Below are 20,358 nucleotides of genomic sequence, written 5' to 3'. Positions count from 1 at the left end.
GACGTCTACAAAAACGGCAGCACCGTCAGCACCACCATCGAGAGCACCACTGGCGGCAATTTCGAGCAGTTGACCCCAAGCACCACCCCGGCCGTTACGACGATCACCGATTCGATCGACGACACCGGGCTGACACTCACCGCCAATAACACGATTACCGAAGGCGGCCAGATCACTTACACCGCGACCCTGAGCAATCCGGCCGGCACGCCGATGACTGTCACGCTCAGCAATGGCGCCGTAATCAACATCGAAGCCGGTAAAACGTCCGGTTCCGTGGTGGTCGACACCCCGGCCAACGACGTCTACAAAAACGGCAGCACCGTCAGCACCACCATCGAAAGCACCACCGGTGGCAATTTCGAACAGCTGACTCCAAGCACCACCCCGGCCGTTACGACCATTACCGATTCGATCGATAACACCGGCCTCAGCCTGACGGCGACCGGTTCGGTGGTTGAAGGCGGTCAGATCACTTACACCGCCACCCTGACCAACCCGGCCGGCACAGCGATGAGCGTGACCCTGTCGAACGGCGCGGTGATCAACATCGAAGCCGGAAAAACCACCGGCTCCGTGGTGGTCGACACCCCCGCGAATGACGTCTACAAAAACGGCAGCACGGTCAGCACCACCATCGAAAGCACCACCGGTGGCAACTTCGAGCAGCTGACCCCAAGCACCACCCCAGCCGTTACGACGATCACCGATTCGATCGATAACACCGGCCTGTCCCTGACGGCGACCGGTTCTGTGGCCGAAGGCGGGCACATCACCTACACCGCGACCCTGACCAACCCGGCCGGCACAGCGATGACCGTGACCCTGAGCAACGGCGCAGTCATCAACATCGACGCTGGCAAAACCACCGGCACCGTCGTGGTCGACGCACCCAAAGACGACGTCTACCTCGACGCCGGCAAGGTCCAGGCGACGATCACCACCGCCACTGGTGGTAACTTCGAGAACCTGGTCACCAGCAGCACACCTGCGGTCACCAACGTCACCGACACCATCGACACCTCGACGGTGAAACTGACCGCGACTGACTCGGCAGCCGAAGGCGGCACTGTCACCTACACCGCAACCGTCTCGGCGCCAGTGACCGGTTCGGCAGTGATCGTGACGTTGGCCAACGGCCAGACCATCACCATCCCGGTCGGCCAGTCCAGCGGCACCGCGACCACCACCGCGCCAAACGACGCGCTGGTTGGCCACACCCCGCTGACCAACGCGATTACCAACGTCAGCGGCGGCAACTACGAAAACCTGGTCGCCGACAAAACCCCGGTCAGCACCACCGTGACCGACACCGTCGACACCACCAACCTGACGCTGAGCGCAACCGGTTCCGTGGCTGAAGGTGGCCACATCACCTACACTGCGACCCTGACCAATGCCGCCGGCACGCCAGTGACCGTGACCCTGAGCAACGGTGCAGTGATCAACATCGACGCCGGCAAAACCACCGGTTCCGTCGTGGTCGACGCACCAAAAGACGACGTCTACCTCGACGCCGGCAAGGTCCAGGCGACGATCACCACCGCCACTGGTGGTAACTTCGAGAACCTGGTCACCAGCAGCACACCTGCGGTCACCAACGTCACCGACACCATCGACACCTCGACGGTGAAACTGACCGCGACTGACTCGGCAGCCGAAGGCGGCACTGTCACCTACACCGCAACCGTCTCGGCGCCAGTGACCGGTTCGGCAGTGATCGTGACGTTGGCCAACGGCCAGACCATCACCATCCCGGTCGGCCAGTCCAGCGGCACCGCGACCACCACCGCGCCAAACGACGCGCTGGTCGGCCACACCCCGCTGACCAACGCGATTACCAACGTCAGCGGCGGCAACTACGAAAACCTGGTCGCCGACAAAACCCCGGTCAGCACCAGCGTGACCGACACCGTCGACACCACCAACCTGACGCTGAGCGCAACCGGCTCAGTCGCCGAAGGTGGCCACATCACCTACACCGCGACCCTGACCAACCCGGCCGGCACAGCGATGACCGTGACCCTGAGCAACGGCGCAGTCATCAACATCGACGCTGGCAAAACCACCGGCACCGTCGTGGTCGACGCACCAAAAGACGACGTCTACCTCGACGCCGGCAAAGTCCAGGCAACGATCACCACCGCCACCGGTGGTAACTTCGAGAACCTGGTCACCAGCAGCACACCTGCGGTCACCAATGTCACCGACACCATCGACACCTCGACGGTGAAACTGACCGCCACCGATTCGGCAGCCGAAGGCGGCACTGTCACCTACACCGCGACCGTCAGCGCTCCGGTCACCGGTTCGGCAGTGATCGTGACCCTGGCCAACGGCCAGACCATCACCATCCCGGTCGGCCAGTCCAGCGGCACCGCGACCACCACCGCTCCGAACGACGCGCTGGTCGGCCACACCCCGCTGACCAACGCGATTACCAACGTCAGCGGCGGCAACTACGAAAACCTGGTCGCCGACAAAACCCCGGTCAGCACCACCGTGACCGACACCGTCGACACCACCAACCTGACGCTGAGCGCGACCGGCTCAGTCGCCGAAGGTGGCCAGATCACCTACACCGCGACCCTGACCAACCCGGCCGGCACAGCGATGACCGTGACCCTGAGCAACGGTGCAGTCATCAACATCGACGCTGGCAAAACCAGCGGTTCGGTGAACTTCGCCGCGCCGAAAGATGATGTCTACCTCGACGCCGGCTCGGTCAACGCCAAGATCACCGCCAGCACCGGTGGCAATTTCGAAAAACTGGTCACCAGCGATACCCCAGCGGTAACCAGCGTCACCGACACCATCGATAAAACCGAAGTCAGCATCAGCGGCAGCAGTCAGGTCACCGAAGGCCAGACCGCCAGCTACACCGTGACCCTGACGCACCCTGCGCAAACCGACGTGACGCTGAAGATCGTCTACAGCGGCACGGCCACCGACGGCTCGGACTTTACCGGTGTGTACACGGTGAAAATCCCGGCGGGTGCCAGCAGCGCCAGTTTCAATATCGCGACCATTGACGACAAGATCACCGAGCCTACCGAAAACATCGTGGTCAAGATCGACTCGGCCAGCGGTGGCAACTTCGAAAACCTGGTGGTCAGCAGCACCAATGGCAGCGTCAACACGTCGATCATCGACAACGATGCTCCGCCCGTCATCGACCTGGACGCCAACAACTCCAGCGGCGCGACCGGTGCCAATTACAACGTCACCTTCACCGAAGGCACCACCGGCCCTGGCGTATCGATTGGCGACACCGACCTCACGATCACTGACCCGGACAGCACCATGCTGACCGGCGCCACCATCGTGTTGACCAACCGTCAGCCGGGCGACTCGCTGAACCTGGGCAACAGCGTCAACGGCATCAGCATCAACGCCAACAGCAAGGATGGTTCGATCACCCTGACGCTGTCCGGCAATGCAACGCTGGCCGACTACATGCAACAGATCAAAAACATCACCTTCACCAACAACAGTGAAGACCCGAGCACCACGCCGCGGACCATCACCGTGACGGTGACCGACGGCAGCAATTACTCCAACGTCGCCACCACCACCGTCAATGTGGTCGCGGTCAACGATGCTCCGGTCGCTACCGGCGGTGCGGTCACCGGCACTGAAGACACGCCGCTGATCCTCGGCTGGTCGAATTTCGGTGTGAGCGATGTCGACAGTCCTGCTGCCAGCCTGGGCGTGAAAATCACCCAGCTGCCGGGCGACGGCAAGTTGCAGTACCTGGACGGTTCGACCTGGAAAGACGTGGCCAACAACCAGACTTTCAGCAAGGCCGACATTGATGCAGGCAAGTTGCGCTTCACGCCTGATGCCAACGAATCCGGCACCAATGGCTACGGCGGCACCGGCGTGGGCAACCAACAGGCGGATTACGCACAAATCCAGTTCCAGCCAACCGACGGCCAGCTTCTGGGCAATACCGGCACGGTGAAAGTCGATATCACTCCCGTTGCCGATGCGCCGACACTCAGCGTCGCCGGCAACAACGTGAACTCGACAGGCCTGATCAAGGAAGTCTGGACCGGCCTGGCCGGTCTCGGCACCAGCGGTAGTGGCGCGCCAGCTGAAACCCTGAAATCCGTGATCGATGCTGCCGGTACTCCGAACAGCAGCGGTACCGTGAGCAACGTGCAGTCCGACAGCAACGTTGCAGCCGGTACAGCGTCGAAAACTTCCGGGCTGATCTACCTCGAAGCCGGCAAGACCTACAGCTTCAGCGGTATTGCTGATGACAGTCTGCTGGTGACCATCGGCGGTAATAACGTGGCCGGTGCCACGTGGGGCGCGGGTGGCCAAATCTCCGGATCGTTCACACCGACCACCAGCGGTTACTACACCCTGGACATCTACCACCACAACCAAAATGGCCCGGGCAGCTACGACGTCAACCTGTCGGTCAACGGCGCCCCGGCCGTCGACCTGAGCAGCGCTGGCGTGCCGATCTACACGGGTGTCACCGACCTGATCAATGCTGGTGTGACGGTCTCCGATCTGCACGGCACCAATGGCGAAGGCTACTACGACGGCTACAAGCTCAACACCGGCGCCGAGGGCGGCAGCGTTCATCTGTCAAAAATCACCACCGCACTGACCGACACCGACGGCTCCGAAAGCCTGAGCGTGAAAATCGGCGGTATGCCGGCAGGTTCCGTGCTGAGCGATGGCGCGGGACATACCTTCACCGTGGCGACCACCGGTGAAGCAAATGTCACTGGCTGGAATCTCGGCAGCCTGACGCTCACTCCGCCACCGTACTTCAATGGCTCGATCAATCTGACGGTCACCTCGACTTCCACCGAGTCCCTCGGCGGCTCGGCGCCAAGTACTGCGCAGATCCCGGTCACGGTTTACCCGGCGGTGTATAACCCGTTGGTCGGCACTTCAGGGGATGACAATTTCGTCGGTACTAACGGCAACGACATCATGATCGCCGACATCGGCGGGCTGACCGTGGTGCCAGGCACCAACTACAACATTGCGTTCATGGTCGACAGCTCGGGCAGCATGAGCGCCAGCTCGATCAGCGCCGCCAAAGACTCACTGACATCGGTGTTCAACACCCTCAAGAACAGCCTGGGCGCCAGCACTTCGGGCACGGTGAACGTCTTCCTCGCGGACTTCGATACTCAGGTCAACAAGCAGATTGCGGTCAACCTGAACGACCCGAATGCCCTGACCCTGCTCAAGTCGGTGCTGGACTCTATGGCTTCAGGCGGCGGTACCAACTACGAAGACGTGTTCAAGACTACGGCCAACTTCTTCCAGAGCAGCATGGCCACCAGTAACAGCAACGCGACCAACCTGACGTATTTCATTACCGACGGAAAGCCAACGTACTATCAGTCCGGCGAGCAGACCAACCCGACGCTGTACAGCGGTGGTGCGAAGCTGGATGACGTCGTCACAACCAGCAACTACACCTTGGGGAATACGTTCTCCAAGTATCTGGACAACACCCATTACCTCTCCATCAACACCGATGGTTCAACGACGCTGCAGACCTATAACGGCAACCGCTGGATCAGCAAAGACCTGGGGATGCTCCACGCTCAAGGCGATGGCACCTATGAATTGTCGAAACTGGACGGCACAGGCTACAGCTCCGATAGCAGTACCACCAGCAACTCCAACGACAGCTTCGCGTTGCTCGGCAAGTTGTCGCAGGTCGAGGCCATCGGCCTGAACAGCGATGTCAGCCTCAGCGACCTGAAACCGTTCGACACCGACGGCAAGCCGCAAAGCAACATCGATCCGGCCAACCTGGCCAATTCGATCATCGGTCACACCGAAGCGACCATGCCAGGCGCCGATACGGTTAATGGCGGCGACGGCAACGACATCCTGTTCGGCGACCTGGTGAGCTTCAACGGCATTGCCGGTGAGGGCTACCAGGCTATGCAGGCCTTCGTGGCCCAGCAGACCGGCGTGGATCTCAGCAAAGTCACCACCAGCAACGTGCACCAGTACATCACCGAGCACTACACCGCGTTCGATGTGTCCGGCGCTCATGACGGTAATGACACGCTATTGGGCGGTACCGGTAACGACATCCTCTTCGGCCAGGGTGGCAACGACATCCTCGACGGCGGCAAGGGCAATGACATCCTGCTGGGCGGTACGGGTAACGACACGCTAATCGGCGGTCAGGGTAACGATATCCTGATTGGCGGATCGGGTGCCGATACATTCGTCTGGAAGGCCGGCGACACCGGTAACGACGTGATCAAGGACTTCAAGGCCAGCGAAGGCGACCGGATTGACCTGCGGGATCTGTTGCAGGGCGAAAGCGGCAGCACCATCGACAACTTCCTGAAAATCAGCACGGTTGAAGGTGTGTCGACGTTGCAGGTCAGCTCCGAAGGCAAGCTTAACGCGGCCGGCGGCGTGGCCAACGCTGATGTGACGATCAAACTGGAAGGCAATAACTGGTCCGGTCAGAGCATCAACTCGCTGATCGCCGGTAGCGACCCGACCATCAAGATCGACCACAACAACACCTGATCAAGCCCCTGACGGCCGCTCGTAATGAGCGGTCGTCACGGTGCTGTCAGTCGCCAGCGGGTGACGATTTCGTCGTGGCACCGCATACTCGTACGCGTTGGCCTATCCTGCTGACAGCACGACGCGGGTTCATTCATGAGGGATTTTCGATGTTCTACGTGCAACGCGATGCGCAAGGCCAGTTGGTGCGCGTGGAAGCGACGGCTTACGCGGAGGCTACAGAAACGCTGCCCTCCGATCACCATGAAATCCAGGCCTGGTACGCCAACGAAGTGATGGAGACCAGCCTCAAGCAGCTCAAGCAAAGCGACCTGGAGATGATCCGGGTACTCGACGACCTGATTCAGGTGCTGACCAGCAAAGGGGTGATTCGCGTCACCGACCTGCCAGCAGCCGCGCAAGCCAAACTGATGGACCGAACCCAGGCCCGCGAAGCGCTGGGTGGTTTGAGTCACTTGATTGATGAAGATGAAGGCGGGTTGATCTAACCCCCACAACGCCGCTCGGTCCCACGCTCCCGCGTGGGCACGCCTCAATGGACGCTCTGCGTCCGCTTCTGCATGTGACGCAAAGCGTCACGGGCTGTATTCCCACGCAGAGTGGGAACGATCAAGCCTTACTGCCAAGGCTTCGGCTCACCAAACAACTGCCCTTGCACGCCGTACACACCCATCTCGCGAATCACCCGTAACTCCCCTTCGGTCTCCACTCGCTCGGCAATCAGCGGCAGATCGATGCTGTGGGCGGCGCGCTGGATGGCTTCGATGAACAGACGCTTATCGCTTTCCTGATCAATGGCGCGGATGTAACTGCCATCGATTTTCAGATAGGCCAACCCCAGCCGCGCCAGGTTGCCGATCATGCTGAAGCGACCGCCAAAACGCTGCAGGCTCAGGGAGAAGCCCAGCTCACGCAGACGACGGGTCAGCTGTTCGAGCACGGCCTGATCAGGTAATTGCTCTTCGCCAATCTCCAGGGTCAAGCGTGGTCCCAGACTGGAATGCTCGCGCAGGATTTCGAAGACTTTATTCAGGGCTTGCGGATCCGCCAGGGTGGCGGCGGACAGGTTCAGCGCCAGCGAGTCTTCATGGCCCGCCATCTGCGCCAACACCCGTTCCAGCATCAGACGGTCCAGCCGCGCGGTCCAGCCAAAACGCTCCAGCCACGGCAGGAAGCGCCCGGCAGGGATAGTCTTGCCCTGCTCATCAAGCAAGCGCGAGAGCACTTTGTAATGCAGCACTAATTGCGTGTCCTGACTGGCCACGACCGGTTGGAAGTACAACTCGAATCGCTGCTGATTCAGTGCCTGATCGAGCAAGGTATGCCACGCATGGTGATCGTCGCCGACAATGGCCGCTGCGCCGTGATCCAGGCACGCCCAGTTCACCTCGCCCTCGGCTTCCGCCTGTGACAACGCCTGATCCGCCAGGCTCAACACCGCCTGCGGCGTGTCGCCATGGGCAAACGGCGCCAAACCGATCGACGCCACCGACGCCACATCAGTCGCCCCGGTTGCGTGCAGACTGGCCAGCGCGCTGTCCAGGCTCTGCGCCAGTTGCAGCGCCTCTTCGCGGACCAGACCAGGCGCCAGCACGGCAAATTCACCACCGCGAATACGCGTCACCAGGTTCTGGGTTTCCGGGAATCTGGCGCACTCACGCGACAATTGCTCACCGACCGCCCGCAGCAACTGGTCGGTGCGTTGACCGCCCAGACGCTGGTTCAAACCGGCCAGGTCCTTGACCCGCAACAGCAACAGATAACCCGAACTGGCCTGCTCCGGGTTGCTCACCCGGGCGTTCAATTGCATCTCGAAATAACGCCGGTTAGCCAATCCCGTCAGGGTGTCCTGATAGGACTCGACCCGCAGTTTTTCACTGCGCTCAGCCTGCTCCTGAAACAACGCCTTGAGTTTCTCGACCATCTGGTTCATCGCCTGCACCACGCGCCGCAGTTCCGGGGTACGCGGCAGCTCGGGCAGGCTGAGAAACTCGCGACGGGCGATGGCGTGGGATTGCTTGACCATGTAATCCAGCGGTTTCAATTGTCGACGCAGTAACAGTGCGCCGAGTACCGCGCTTAACGCGCCGCAGATCAGCAACCATCCCAGACTGCCCAGAGCGCTCTGCCAGAGCTTGGCCACGGCGAACATCGGGTGGCTGATGACCTCGACTCTGGCCGCCTGTTCCCAGCCACGGCTGACCAGCGCATCACCGCCAGCAGGTTCCAGAGCGATCAATTTGACGAACCAGCCGGGCACGCTGCTGACTTCCGGAATGCCACTGCGCTCGACGATGGCTTTGTCGGTTTTGAGGTCGACCACGCGAATACTCGCGTAATAACCGCTGTCGAAGATCGAGCTGACCATCAGCTCGACCATCGCCGGGTCATCGATGCTCGGCGTCAGCGAAAGCGCCAGCGCGGTCGCTGCGTCCTGCGCATGGGAGCGCAACTGATTGACGTACTGGGTCCGCGAACTCTCCAGGCCGACCATGAAGCTGCCACTGAAGGCGACGACCAGGAACAGACAGATAGCGATCAACAGTTGTTTGAACAAAGACATCTAAGCGCGTGCTCCTAGTGAGTCGTCTCGACCGGAAATCCTTCGGCCTGCATTTTCTTCAACACATCCTGCCAACGGGACAGACGCTTGGTGTCACCGACTTTTTTATTGCCCTTGGCGCCCGGCAACCAAAGCCCTTCGGCATTGAAGGAGTAGACCGGCAGCAAATCGGTGCGCTGGCTGGCCGGCTGGATCGCATCCATCAGGCTGTCGAGTACCAACGGCATGGCGTCCGGGCTTGAATAGTAGGTCAAGACCATGTGCGCGCGATTCTGGCGCAGGGCCTTGACGTAAGTGATGCGCAATTTGTCACTGGAAACCCCAAGATGGCGCAGGCTGAAATACTTGGCGATCGCGTAGTCCTCACAATCGCCAGCGCCTTTCCACAAGGCTTCGATCGGTGTCGCCCAGTAGTCCTCGACGTGCCACAGGTCGATGTCTTCCACGTAACGCATCTGTTTGTTGAAGAACAGGTTGACCACGTTGAGCTGTTCCAGCTCTGGAGTTTGCTTCTGTGCCGCCAGCAGGTGTTGCCAGGCATCGATTCGTTGCTTGCCTTCACCCAACGGCCCGTACAATGTTTCGGCCCGGCGGCTGATCAGCGAAAAATCCCAATCGGCATGCAGACCGCCCAGCAAGACGCCAGCAATCAGCAGTGCTGAACACAACCAGCGCAGGGGCCGAGGGAGAGCGAAACGTGCCTGCAATGCAGTGAGTCCAAAGGGCGGTTGGAAATCGATGGATGGTGAAGCCTTGATGGATAAAAGACAATGGCACGGTGCAATCACCGCGAGCACGCTAAACTTGAGAAAGCGCAAGCAGTTGAAAAAAACGTAGCCAGTGATGCTCTGTTCGGTGGCAATGCCAGTGGCATAAAACTAACGGAAACTGATTTGTTTTGCCGGTTTGACAACCAGCAAGGCAGTCACTAGTGTGCATTGGATCCAATATTTTTCATTTTAATCAGGGTGCGTTGTCGTGACACAGAAGCCCAACCCTTTAAGTACTATCCCGGTCAGCGGCCCAATCCCCGCTCACCTTGCGCGATCGGTGATCGAAGAAACCCTGCGCTCGGCGATTCTCGACGGCCGTTTGCCTTGCGGCACCGCGCTGCGCCAGCAAGACCTGGCCGACCTGTTCGGCGTCAGTCGCATGCCCGTGCGCGAAGCCTTGCGCCAGCTCGAGGCGCAATCACTGCTGCATGTTGTCGCACACAAAGGCGCGGTTGTCGCGCCATTGGTCGAAGGTGACGCCGCCGAAACCTATGCCCTGCGTATCCTGCTGGAGTCCGAGGCCCTGCGCCTGTCGATCCCGCTGCTCGACGACGAAGATTTTGCCGAGGCCGAGCGTTATATCGACGACCTCGAAACACAAACCGATTATGCCGAGATCGGCAGGCTTAACCGTTTGTTCCACATGACGCTGTACCGCAAGGCGCCCAACCGTAGGCTCCTCAGCCTGGTGGAAGGCGGTCTGTGGGAAGAGGAACGCTTTCTGCGCTTCAACCTTGAAGCCATGGGGCTCGGCAAGCTGTCCCAGGAAGATCACCGTGACCTGCTGCGCGCTGCACAAGCCCGAGACATCGCGCTAACCGTGACAAAGCTTCAGAACCACCTGAACCGGGGTGTCGAGGTCATCACGCGTTACCTGAACAGCCTTGAACCTCAGGGCAAGAAATCATCGACGTGAATCGCACAAGAAAAGCCGTGCACACCCGGAACACCCCATGGTTGACTGTGATCAGTGCCAGCCAGACGACGGACGTCAGGCTGATCTGCTTCGGCGAAGCTGGTGCCGACCCCGAGCAGTTCCGCAGTTGGACTCAAGCACTGAGCGAGCACATTGAACTACTCGCGTTCAGGCTTCCCGGCCATGACAATCCGCAGAACCGGACTCGCTACGAACAATGGCCACCGCTGCTGGTCGACGCCTTTGCGGCGCTACAACCTTACTTGTCCGAACCCCATGCGCTGTTTGGCCATGGCCTGGGCGCAATTCTGGCCTACGAGCTGGCCAAGTTGAGTGAAACCCACTGCCCGGGGCAAACCCGTCACTTGTTCATTTCCGGTTGCCGCAGCCCGGATACCCGACCCGCCTCTGCGCCGCTGCATAGTCTGCCGAACATCCGGCACAGTTATGCACCCTCAAGCCCAGGCGCGCTTCTCGATGCAACAGCCAGCGATCAACTCGCCGCCTTCGAAGCACTGATACACAGTGACTTGAAACTGCTCGAGTCCTGGGCCGACCCTTCCAGTCGCAGCCTGCACATCCCGATGACTGCTTTCTACGGCAGCGACGATCCGCTGGCCCCCCTTGAAAGCATGGTCAATTGGTGCGAATTCACTCGCCGTGAATTCGAACTGATAGAAATGACCGGTAATCATTTTTTCACCACCACTCAGCGCCATCGTCTGCTGCAGATTATCAACACCCATCTGGGCCTGCTCAGCGAGTAAGCGCCTGACGCCTGTGCCATGAGGCACAGGTTCTTGAGAAGCGCTGGCGACACCAATCCCTTCTTCCCCCCCTGAAACCCCTGCCCCTCCCTGCGCCAGTGATAGCAGTACTGGCTTTTTGGGCTCACTCTTGGTTTGCCGACTAAAAAAGGACGAGCGGCGTGTAAATCTGCCTGCACAGCCCTCGCGTGATGGACGAACAAAAGGAGGCTTGCCAAAGGACGGGAAGAGATGGGCCGTGCCCTCCTCCTGCCCACCACATCAAAAAAAACATCAACTCCCCAGATACAAAGTTGCTCCGAGTGAGGCATTCACTCATTTAAATTCTGACTTATATAAGCCGGAAGGAACAACTTCACCCCAATAAAACTTAATCCAGAAGTTTTATCGAAACTTGTCGCGCCCGAAAAAACACACTTGACAAATAATATAAAAAACACTTGCCCGTTACTTGTTTCATGTATTAATTTTTCTCCGCCGACAACTTCAAGCTCCCGCGTACTTGTCGGCACGGTCAATGCCAGGGTCTGTAAGACTCATCTCGGCATCTGACCGCCAAGCACCATCGACGCACGCAACGCCTTGCCTGGCAAGGTCCGCCAACGCCATGAACTGCATCAACGTTTGTTTGAGGTACTTGTTCGCCTATTAAAAAAATCAGGCCGCACCGTGTTTGAACTCGCCTAATAAACCTCTGCCAATCGAACAACTTAACTCACAACTTATAGGTCTCTCATGAAACCCAACAAAGCACTTCTCGACCAAAAAAAAGCAGCCCTGAGCGCTCACCCTATCTTTGCCGAGATCCATTCACTGTCAATACTTCAACGCTTTATGGAAACCCATGTATTTGCTGTATGGGACTTCATGTCACTGACCAAACGCCTGCAACAGGAACTCACGTGCGTGCAGCTGCCCTGGCTACCGCCCCAAGACCCTCAAGCGGCGCGCCTGATCAACGAAATCGTCCTTGGCGAAGAGTCCGATGACCGACTCGATCACGGTCACTACAGCCATTTCGAGTTGTACCTGGATGCGATGCGCGAAATCGGCGCCAGCACGGCGGCCGTGGAGCGCTTCGTCGCCCTGCAAAAGGAAGGCGTGAGCTACGACGTCGCCCTGCAAAGCGTGGACGTCGACCCGGCCGCATCGAACTTCGTCCGGCACACCTTGCACACCGCGCTGTATGCGCCGGGGCACAGCGTTGCCGCAGCGTTTTTGCATGGCCGTGAAAGCGTCATTCCACAGATGTTCCAACGCATTCTCGACGATTGGGGCATAGGCATCGAACAGGCGCCGACCTTTCGTTACTACCTGGAGCGGCACATCGAAGTCGACTCCGAAGACCACGGCCCCGCCGCCGAAACACTCCTGGCACGCTTGGTCGATGGCGATCCGCAACGACAAGAAGACGTCTACGCCGCAGCCATTGCCGCTGTGGAAAGCCGTATCGCACTGTGGGACGGCTTGCGCCTGAGCATGCGTGAATCGGTCGCCGAGGTGAGCGCATGAACGCCGCCGACTACCAATCCTTCGCCGACGCCTGGGAAAACCGCGCGACTATCCGTACACGTCCGCGGCGCATGGTCGAAAACGACGACAAACTGATCTATCCCTTGAGCCGCCAACCGCTGGTACTGAGCGAAACCTTTGTCCGCGAATGCCCGGAACAACGCGACTTTGCATTGGTGCAGACGCTCTATAAGTTCATCAACGACGTGGTGATTTTCGAAACCGAAATCGTCGACAAGACCGCCCGCAGCATCGCCAAGAATCGCTTCGCCGTGCCCTTCCCGTTCGCCTGTCGCTATGACGCCATGACCGTGGTGGTGGATGAGGATTACCACGCGCTGGTGGCGATGGATTTCATGCAGCAGACCGTGGCCATGACCGGCATCACGCCGATCGAACTGCCGCATGAAATCGAGCTGAGCCGGGCAATTCCTGCAGCGTTGGCGCTGGCCCCGGAACATCTGCGCAGCGCCGTTGAGCTGATCTGCGTGGCCATCGCGGAAAGCACCGTGACCAACGACGTCGCGGCATTCGCCAAGGACGACACGGTCAAGCAATCGATCAAGGGCCTGATGGCTGACCACTTGCTCGACGAGGGCCGCCACTCGGGGTTCTGGTCACGGCTGGTTCGGATCTATTGGCACTCGGCTAACGAAGACGACCGCCAACTGATCGCGAAGATTCTGCCGGTATTCATCACTCACTACCTGACTAACGACATTCAGAAATCGTTCGATTTTCGGTTGATCGAACACCTGCACATCAGCGATGCCGCCAAGGCCGCACTCAAAAGCGAAGTGGCAGGCCTGGCCTTCCCGATCAATCGCCATCACCCGCTGGTTGCCAACATCGTGCGGTTTTTCCGCAGCAGTTCGCTGCTCGATTCACCGTGCGTGCAAGACGCCCTGAGCGACTACCTGATCTAGCCGAGGAGAACATCATGAGACGTCTCGACATTCTGCTCATCGGTCAAAGCCAGGCCTTGAATGAGCTGGCGCTGGAGCTGGAACAACACGGCCATACGCTGACGCGATTGAGCGACAGCCACACCCTGAGCGAACAATCGGTCGGTAACGCCGAGCTGCTGATCGATGACGGCAGCCTGGCCATTCCGGCGCAACGTCTGCGCGACCAGGGCGAGTGCGCACAACTGAGCGTGCGCCTGGGCCTGGGACCTGAAGACGCCAGCGGTCTGCCGCCTATCGACGTGCTGTGCCGCTACATATCGAGCGGCGACCAGCGACTGATCGCTCGCGTCCCCGTCGCCGACGAAGCCTCTGGTAATGGCCAGGCGCTGCGCCTGAGAGTCATCGCTGAATTGGTTGACCGCGTGGCGCTTGAGGTCAGCCGTTTTTCTCGCGATGCCGAGTACTTCACGCAAGCTGCAACGGCCACGCCCGGTCGTCATCAGCGTGAAGAAAGCTTGTTGGCGCTGGAGAGTCTGGCCTATGCCCACCGGCTAAACCTCAACGCGCAACCGCAGCTGCTGCAACTCGGGCAAATCCCGATGATCGAGCGGCTCGAACAGAGTTTCAAAACCTTCCGTGAACGCCCAGCGCTGCACATTGCCGATGAGGTGCTCAGCTATGGCGACTTGTACGCCCGGAGCCTGGCAATCCAACAACGGCTGCTGCCATTGATCGAGCAGCACCGGGCGGTTGAGGGACCGGTGGTCGTGGGTATTTGCCTGCCGAAATCCAGTGCATTGTTCGCCGGCATTCTGGCGATCCTCGGCAGTGGCGCGGTGTACCTGCCACTCGAACCCAGCCACCCGCTGCAACGTCAGCAGTACATCCTGGAGAACGCTGGCGCCGTGCTGTTGTTGCACGATGGCCAGCACCCATTAAGCGACGAGATGCCCGGGCTCGACATCAGTGGCATCGACGCCCGTGAGGCGAATCCCTGCTTGCCGTTGATGCGCCTGCGTCCCGGCAGCCAGGCACCGTGCATGGCGCTCTACACGTCGGGCACCACCGGTCATCCCAAGGGCGTGTTGCTCAGCCAAAACAATCTGGGGCACTTCACCGCGTGGTATGCCGATTACGTCGGGCTGACGGAGCGGAGTCGGGTGTTGCAGTTTTCATCGCTGAGTTTCGACTCCTCGTTGATCGATATTTTTCCGGCGCTGATCCAGGGCGCCGAGCTGATCGTACCCAACGATGACCAGCGTCGTGACCCGCTGCAACTGGTCGAGTTGATCCGTCATCATCAGCTCAGCCACGCGTTTTTGCCGCCAGCGCTGCTGAGCATTCTGCCGCTGGATCAGTTGCGCGACCTTGCACATGTGATGACCGGGGGCGACGTCTGCGAACCCCATGTGATCAAACAGCTGACCCAACAAGGCAAGCTCTACAACCTGTATGGCCCGACCGAAGCCACAGTGCTGATCACCGCCCGACAACTGCAGGTCGGTGACAGCAATCGCAGCCTCGGGGCACCGATTGCCAACAGTCAGGTGCTGATCCTCGACGAGAACTTTCAGCCCGTGGTCGAGCAGACCGTCGGTGAGCTGTACATCGTCGGTCCGGGGGTGTGCCTGGGCTATTTGAACAACCCGCAGCAGACCGCCGAACGCTACCTGCAATTGCCCTTGCCGGGCGGCCAAAGTTTGCGTGCCTATCGCACCGGCGATATGGCGAAGTGGACCGCCGACGGCATCGAGCTCTGTGGGCGACGAGACAATCAGGTGAAGATCCGCGGCTATCGGGTCGAGCCGGAGGAGATCGAGCGCTGCCTGCGCGACAGCCAGTTGTTCCGCCAGGTGGCCGTAGTGATCGACAGTCATCGACGGATTCTGGCGTTCCTCGCACAACCCCAGGAAGACCAGCCAGGCGTAGCGCGCGAAGCGCTGAAAGCTCACGCCCAGCAGTTCTTGCCGGACTACATGCAGCCCATCGCCTGGACTGAGTTGGTGAACATGCCTTTTGCCAGCAACGGTAAAGTCGATCGCCGGGCGCTGCTGGCGATGCCGGTCAGTGTCCTCGAAAACCTTCAGCGTCGGTTACCCGAGTCCACCGATGAGGCGCAACTGCTGGAGCTCTGGGCCGATCTGCTGGAGTTGCCGGCAGGCGACATTTCCACCGACGAAAACTTCTTCAATCTGGGCGGGCACTCGATCCTGTTGTCGCGCATGTTGCTGCAGATACGCGAGCAGTTCGGACGCAGTATCTCGATCAACCGCTTCATCGAAGTCCCGACCATCGCCAGGCTGGCCACGCTGGTCAGAGGTTCTGCCGGCGAAGAAGTGCTCAGCGAAAAAGCCCTGGCCGATGCCTTCCGCGAGCTCGATGTACAGCCCTTGCCGGTCAGCCGAATGGGCGATGTGCACAAGGTCATCGTTACCGGCGCCAACAGCTTCGTCGGCGTGCATATCGTCGAAGCGCTGCTGGCCTGGGGCGCCAGCGAAGTCGCGTGCCTGGTGCGTGACGGCGCCGGGCAAAGCGCTGCGCAGCGCTTCGCCGAATCGCTGCGTGAGAACCGCCTGGAGCACCTGGACCTGACTCGGGTGCAGGTTTACGCAGCGGACATCACGCAACCGGCACTGGGCCTGACGCCGGAGGTATATGAGCGACTGGATCGGGAGTTCGGCGCGTTGGTGCACAACGCCGCCAACGTCAACCACGTACTCGATTACGAGTCGTTGGCCCGGGATAACGTCGAGCCGATTTTCGAGTGCTTGCGGCTCTGCGAAGGGCGCAGCAAGAAGATCTTCAATTTCGTCTCCACGCTGTCGGCCTCCAGCACCATCGACGCCGAGGGGCGAGTGCTCGAACAACCCGCCGCGCAGACTCCGCCGATCTACATAAAAAACGGCTACAACCTGTCCAAATGGGTCGGCGAACGGATCCTTGAGCGCGCTCGCGAGCGAGGGGTGCGGGTCAACCTCTACCGACCAGGCAACATCAGTTTCAACAGCCTCACCGGCGTCTGCCAGCCGCACAAGAACCGTCTGCTGCTGATGCTCAAAGGCTCGATCCAGCTCGGCCAGGTGCCGGAGTTCGCACTGAACTTCGACTTGATGCCGGTGGACTTCCTCGCGCGCTTCATCGCCTTTCACGCCAGCCGTTATCAGCCCGAACAGGCGGTGTTCAACCTGCACAACCCTGAACCGCTGAGCTGGGACGCCTACGTCGCTTCGTTCCGCGAGGCCGGCCGCGAGTTTCAAATGGTCAGCGTCGCCGACTGGCAACAGCAACTGGGTCGGGTCGACAGCGATAACGCGTTGTTTGGCGTGCTGGGTTTCTACCTCAACGGCTTCGAGGAGGACATCGGCGACATCTCGATGATCGGCCACGCCAATGCCCAGGCCGGTGTGCAGCAAATGGGCACGCACTACCCGCAAAAGTCTCCGGCGCTGCTGCGTCGCGGCTGCGACTACCTGAAAGAAATCAACTTCATCTGATTCACCACCCGTAGAAATGGAGCAAGACCATGAGCACTCTGCAACCCGATACCCTGATCAAAAACCCGCACGGCTGCCACGTTGTGTCGTCGGTGGAAATACCCGCCGAGGCGTCGCGGGTTTGGGAAGTGGTCGGCAACTTCGCCGGCTTCGACAAGTTCATCCCGGCGCTGTCGCACATCGAGATGACCGGCGAAGGTGTGTCGTCGCTGCGCAAGAAGTTCTTCAAGGACGGCAACCTGGTCGTCGAACAACTCAACTCCCGCGACGACCAGGCGCTGAGCATGACCTGGACTACCGTCTACAACACCTTGGGTGTTGGTCAGTTGTGGGCTGCCATGAGTGTCGAGCCCCTGAGCGCCGGCAAGTCGCGCGCAACCTGGACCATCATCGCAGAACCCGCCCAGGGCGGCGCAGAAGCAATGCCGGGGTTCAAGGATTTCGTGCAGGGGTTTGCCGATGACTCGATGAGCAATGCGCGCAATTTGTTTGCGTAGGGAATTTTCGCCATAAAAAAACGCGATGAGTCAGACCGACTTCATCGCGTTTTTTTGCATCCATGCAACGGTTTAAATCTTGAAGCTATCCACCAGTTGCTTCAGGCGGTTGGCCTGCAGCGACAAGGCATCGCAATCCTTCAATGTTTCGTTGAGGTTGGCCACGCCCTGCTGGTTCAGCAGGTTGATCTGATTGATGTCACCGTTCAGGGTTTCCACCACTGCCGTCTGCTCTTCCGTTGCGGCCGCAACCGACTGGTTCATGCCGTCGATTTCGGTGATCCGCTGGGTCACGCTGATCAACCGTGCGCCGGCCTGATTCGCCACTTCGACGCTTTCCTCACTGGATACCTGGCTGGCATTCATGGTCGATACCGCTTCACGCGAGCCGACCTGCAATGAGGTGATCATCTTGTGAATCTCCTCTGCCGACTCCTGAGTGCGATGGGCCAGGTTGCGCACTTCGTCCGCCACCACCGCGAAACCACGTCCGGCTTCACCCGCCCGCGCCGCTTCGATGGCCGCGTTGAGAGCCAGCAAGTTGGTCTGTTGCGAGATGCCTTTAATCACATCGAGGATGTGCCCGATGTTGTCGGTGCTGGCGTTCAGGGTTTCAATCTGGGTGCACGACAGGCTGATTTTTTGCGACAACTCGGTCATCGCCAAAATCGTTTGTTCCACCACCTGACGACCGTCGTCAGCCTGCTCACTGGCACCGCTGGCGTGTTGCGACGCGTCCGCTGCGTTACGGGCAATCTCCTGAGTGGCCGCACCCAGTTGGTTGATCGCTGCCGCCACGCTATTGGTCCGTGCGCTTTGCTCATCGGAGCCGATGATCGAAGCATTCGAAGACGCCATGACCCGTTGCGACAGGTCATGGACCTGGCGCGTGGCCGACGACACTTCGGAAATCGACGCGTGAATCCGCTCCACGAACTGGTTGAAGGCACCGCCCAACTCACCAAACTCGTCTTTGCTTTCCACCGCCAGACGGCGAGTCAAATCGCCTTCCCCTTGAGCGATGTCCTGCATCGCACGGCCCATGGTGGTCAGTGGACGCATCAGCACTTGAATCAACAGACTCAGCAGCACGGCAATTGCGGTCACCGCGATGAACATCGCAATCAGTGCCGACGTGCGGAATTTGCTCAGTGGCGCATAAGCCTTATCCCTATCGATCGTCAGGCCGATGTACCACTCAGCATTCGGCAAGCCGGTAACCGGGGTAAAGGACAGGATGCGCGCTTGCTTGTTCAGGAGCACTTCCTGATTCCCCCGCTCGATGCGTACGTTCGAGCCTGGGTAGATGTCCTTGAGGTTCTTCATCACCTGGTCTTTGTCCGGGCTGACGATCACCTGGCCGTCAGCACTGACCAGGAACGCATGACCGATACCACCGAAGTCCACCGAGTTGATGATCTTCACCAGGGTTTCCAGACTCAGGTCACCACCGACGACGCCGAGCAGTTCACCGTTCTTCTTCACCGGCATGGCGATCGTCACCACCAGCCCGCCAACAGCGGCCATGTAGGGCGGCGTGAGCATGGTTTTGTCGGCAGCTACGGCCTGCTTGTACCAAGGGCGCTGACGTGGATCGTAACCATCGGGCATTTTGGCGTCAGGACGTTGGGTAAACACGCCATTGGACTGACCGACGTAGGTGAACTGGAAATTCGAGGTGAAGGCCGGCTGATCGACCAGCCCGGCAAAGTCTGCGTTGGCGCCTTGGTGCGCGACGTTCTGGGAGAGGTTTTCCAGTACCAGGATTCGCCCACTCAGCCAGTTCTGGACGCTGCTGGCCGTCAGATCGCCGGCTTGCTGGACGGAGGAGTCGAGGTTTTGCTGGATGGTATTGCGCTGCAGGTAGTCGTTGTACAAAGTGAACAACGCAAAAGCCAGAACCACTACGCCTGAAGCGGCCAAAAGGATTTTATGGCTGAACTTGAGATTCATTTCATGGGACTTCTTATGCAAGGAGTGGGGATGCGTTCCGGGTGCAACATTCCATGTGACGCCGTAGACCGTTCTAAGGCGGCTCTACTTTGGTGCACGCATGTCTCACCAGTCTTTCGGCACAGATCCGAGAAAACTTAGGCTTTTATGCAAAACGCACGTCTTTCCCTGCACGAACCCGCTAAATGGCGTGCTAGAGCTTTCAACCTACGCTTTTTTGATGACGCTTGATCATGCAGCACAGGCGCTCTGCACCAATCAGGAGGGCGAGGCGGCAGGGTCTTCGCGGGGAGCTTGAAGCTTTTAGCGGCCTCTGAAATGACAAAACCCCTGTCTGCGTAAGCAGACAGGGGTTTCGGAATTCAATCTTGACGATGACCTACTCTCACATGGGGAAACCCCACACTACCATCGGCGATGCATCGTTTCACTGCTGAGTTC

General features: G+C 59.6%; 10 protein-coding genes, 1 rRNA gene and 2 pseudogenes. 8 read left to right on the top strand and 5 right to left on the bottom strand.

Annotated features, from left to right (window positions below):
- Positions 1-6,534 (top strand): annotated as a pseudogene (locus tag AC3WK5_RS17400) (LapA family giant adhesin); the annotation flags it as partial.
- A gap of 149 nt (positions 6,535-6,683) precedes the next feature.
- Positions 6,684-7,022: a hypothetical protein gene (locus AC3WK5_RS17395; protein ID WP_054594989.1), complete on the top strand. Its 339-nt coding sequence runs from the start codon at positions 6,684-6,686 to the stop codon at positions 7,020-7,022.
- A 128-nt stretch (positions 7,023-7,150) separates the two neighbouring features.
- Here the strand turns inward: AC3WK5_RS17395 and lapD are convergent, their stop codons facing one another.
- Together lapD and lapG are read right to left on the bottom strand one after the other, a co-directional pair.
- Positions 7,151-9,097 (bottom strand): cyclic di-GMP receptor LapD, encoded by a 1,947-nt coding sequence (gene lapD / locus AC3WK5_RS17390; RefSeq protein ID WP_103320449.1) that lies wholly within the window; start codon positions 9,095-9,097, stop codon positions 7,151-7,153.
- A 14-nt stretch (positions 9,098-9,111) separates the two neighbouring features.
- Positions 9,112-9,804, bottom strand: a complete 693-nt coding sequence (gene lapG / locus AC3WK5_RS17385) for a cysteine protease LapG (protein WP_103320451.1) — start codon at positions 9,802-9,804, stop codon at positions 9,112-9,114.
- A 271-nt stretch (positions 9,805-10,075) separates the two neighbouring features.
- Here lapG and AC3WK5_RS17380 point away from each other — a divergent pair, with 271 nt between their 5' ends.
- The 6 genes from AC3WK5_RS17380 (at position 10,076) to AC3WK5_RS17355 (ending at position 17,964) form a co-directional block, all read left to right on the top strand.
- Positions 10,076-10,786: a GntR family transcriptional regulator gene (locus tag AC3WK5_RS17380; RefSeq protein WP_103320453.1), complete on the top strand. Its 711-nt coding sequence runs from the start codon at positions 10,076-10,078 to the stop codon at positions 10,784-10,786.
- A complete protein-coding gene (locus AC3WK5_RS17375; protein WP_256585335.1) occupies positions 10,783-11,553 on the top strand; it encodes a thioesterase II family protein in 771 nt (256 codons plus the stop codon). Before AC3WK5_RS17380 ends, AC3WK5_RS17375 begins: the two co-directional genes overlap by 4 nt.
- 735 nt (positions 11,554-12,288) lie before the next feature.
- Entirely contained in the window at positions 12,289-13,065 is a 777-nt protein-coding gene (locus tag AC3WK5_RS17370; protein ID WP_103320469.1) for a DUF3050 domain-containing protein, read from the top strand.
- Positions 13,062-13,991 (top strand): diiron oxygenase, encoded by a 930-nt coding sequence (locus AC3WK5_RS17365; protein WP_054594983.1) that lies wholly within the window; start codon positions 13,062-13,064, stop codon positions 13,989-13,991. Before AC3WK5_RS17370 ends, AC3WK5_RS17365 begins: the two co-directional genes overlap by 4 nt.
- 14 nt (positions 13,992-14,005) lie before the next feature.
- Complete coding sequence (locus tag AC3WK5_RS17360; RefSeq protein WP_103320470.1) at positions 14,006-17,467, top strand: non-ribosomal peptide synthetase; 3,462 nt, start codon at positions 14,006-14,008, stop codon at positions 17,465-17,467.
- A 29-nt stretch (positions 17,468-17,496) separates the two neighbouring features.
- Entirely contained in the window at positions 17,497-17,964 is a 468-nt protein-coding gene (locus tag AC3WK5_RS17355; protein WP_054594981.1) for an SRPBCC family protein, read from the top strand.
- Positions 17,965-18,036: 72 nt separating this feature from the next.
- On the opposite strand, the gene AC3WK5_RS17350 is transcribed toward AC3WK5_RS17355, so the two are convergent.
- From AC3WK5_RS17350 to rrf, 3 genes and pseudogenes are all read right to left on the bottom strand, one after another.
- The gene (locus tag AC3WK5_RS17350) at positions 18,037-18,822 is read right to left on the bottom strand and encodes a methyl-accepting chemotaxis protein (protein ID WP_371917687.1); all 786 of its coding nucleotides are present in this window, start codon (positions 18,820-18,822) and stop codon (positions 18,037-18,039) included.
- Positions 18,823-18,891: 69 nt separating this feature from the next.
- A pseudogene (locus AC3WK5_RS17345) lies at positions 18,892-19,917 on the bottom strand (cache domain-containing protein); the annotation flags it as partial.
- A 366-nt stretch (positions 19,918-20,283) separates the two neighbouring features.
- Positions 20,284-20,358, bottom strand: a 5S ribosomal RNA gene (gene rrf, locus AC3WK5_RS17340); the annotation flags it as partial.

The sequence above is a fragment of the Pseudomonas sp. FW306-02-D09B genome (assembly GCF_058782685.1).
This window is presented reverse-complemented; position numbering and strand designations above follow the sequence as displayed.

Excerpts from the sequence above, each read along its gene's own strand:
- AC3WK5_RS17365 (WP_054594983.1), top strand. The coding sequence starts at position 13,062 with ATGAACGCCGCCGACTACCAATCCTTCGCCGACGCCTGGGAAAACCGC.
- lapD (WP_103320449.1), bottom strand. The coding sequence starts at position 9,097 with ATGTCTTTGTTCAAACAACTGTTGATCGCTATCTGTCTGTTCCTGGTC.
- AC3WK5_RS17350 (WP_371917687.1), bottom strand. The coding sequence starts at position 18,822 with ATGGCGTCTTCGAATGCTTCGATCATCGGCTCCGATGAGCAAAGCGCA.
- AC3WK5_RS17355 (WP_054594981.1), top strand. The coding sequence starts at position 17,497 with ATGAGCACTCTGCAACCCGATACCCTGATCAAAAACCCGCACGGCTGC.
- AC3WK5_RS17360 (WP_103320470.1), top strand. The coding sequence starts at position 14,006 with ATGAGACGTCTCGACATTCTGCTCATCGGTCAAAGCCAGGCCTTGAAT.
- AC3WK5_RS17395 (WP_054594989.1), top strand. The coding sequence starts at position 6,684 with ATGTTCTACGTGCAACGCGATGCGCAAGGCCAGTTGGTGCGCGTGGAA.
- AC3WK5_RS17370 (WP_103320469.1), top strand. The coding sequence starts at position 12,289 with ATGAAACCCAACAAAGCACTTCTCGACCAAAAAAAAGCAGCCCTGAGC.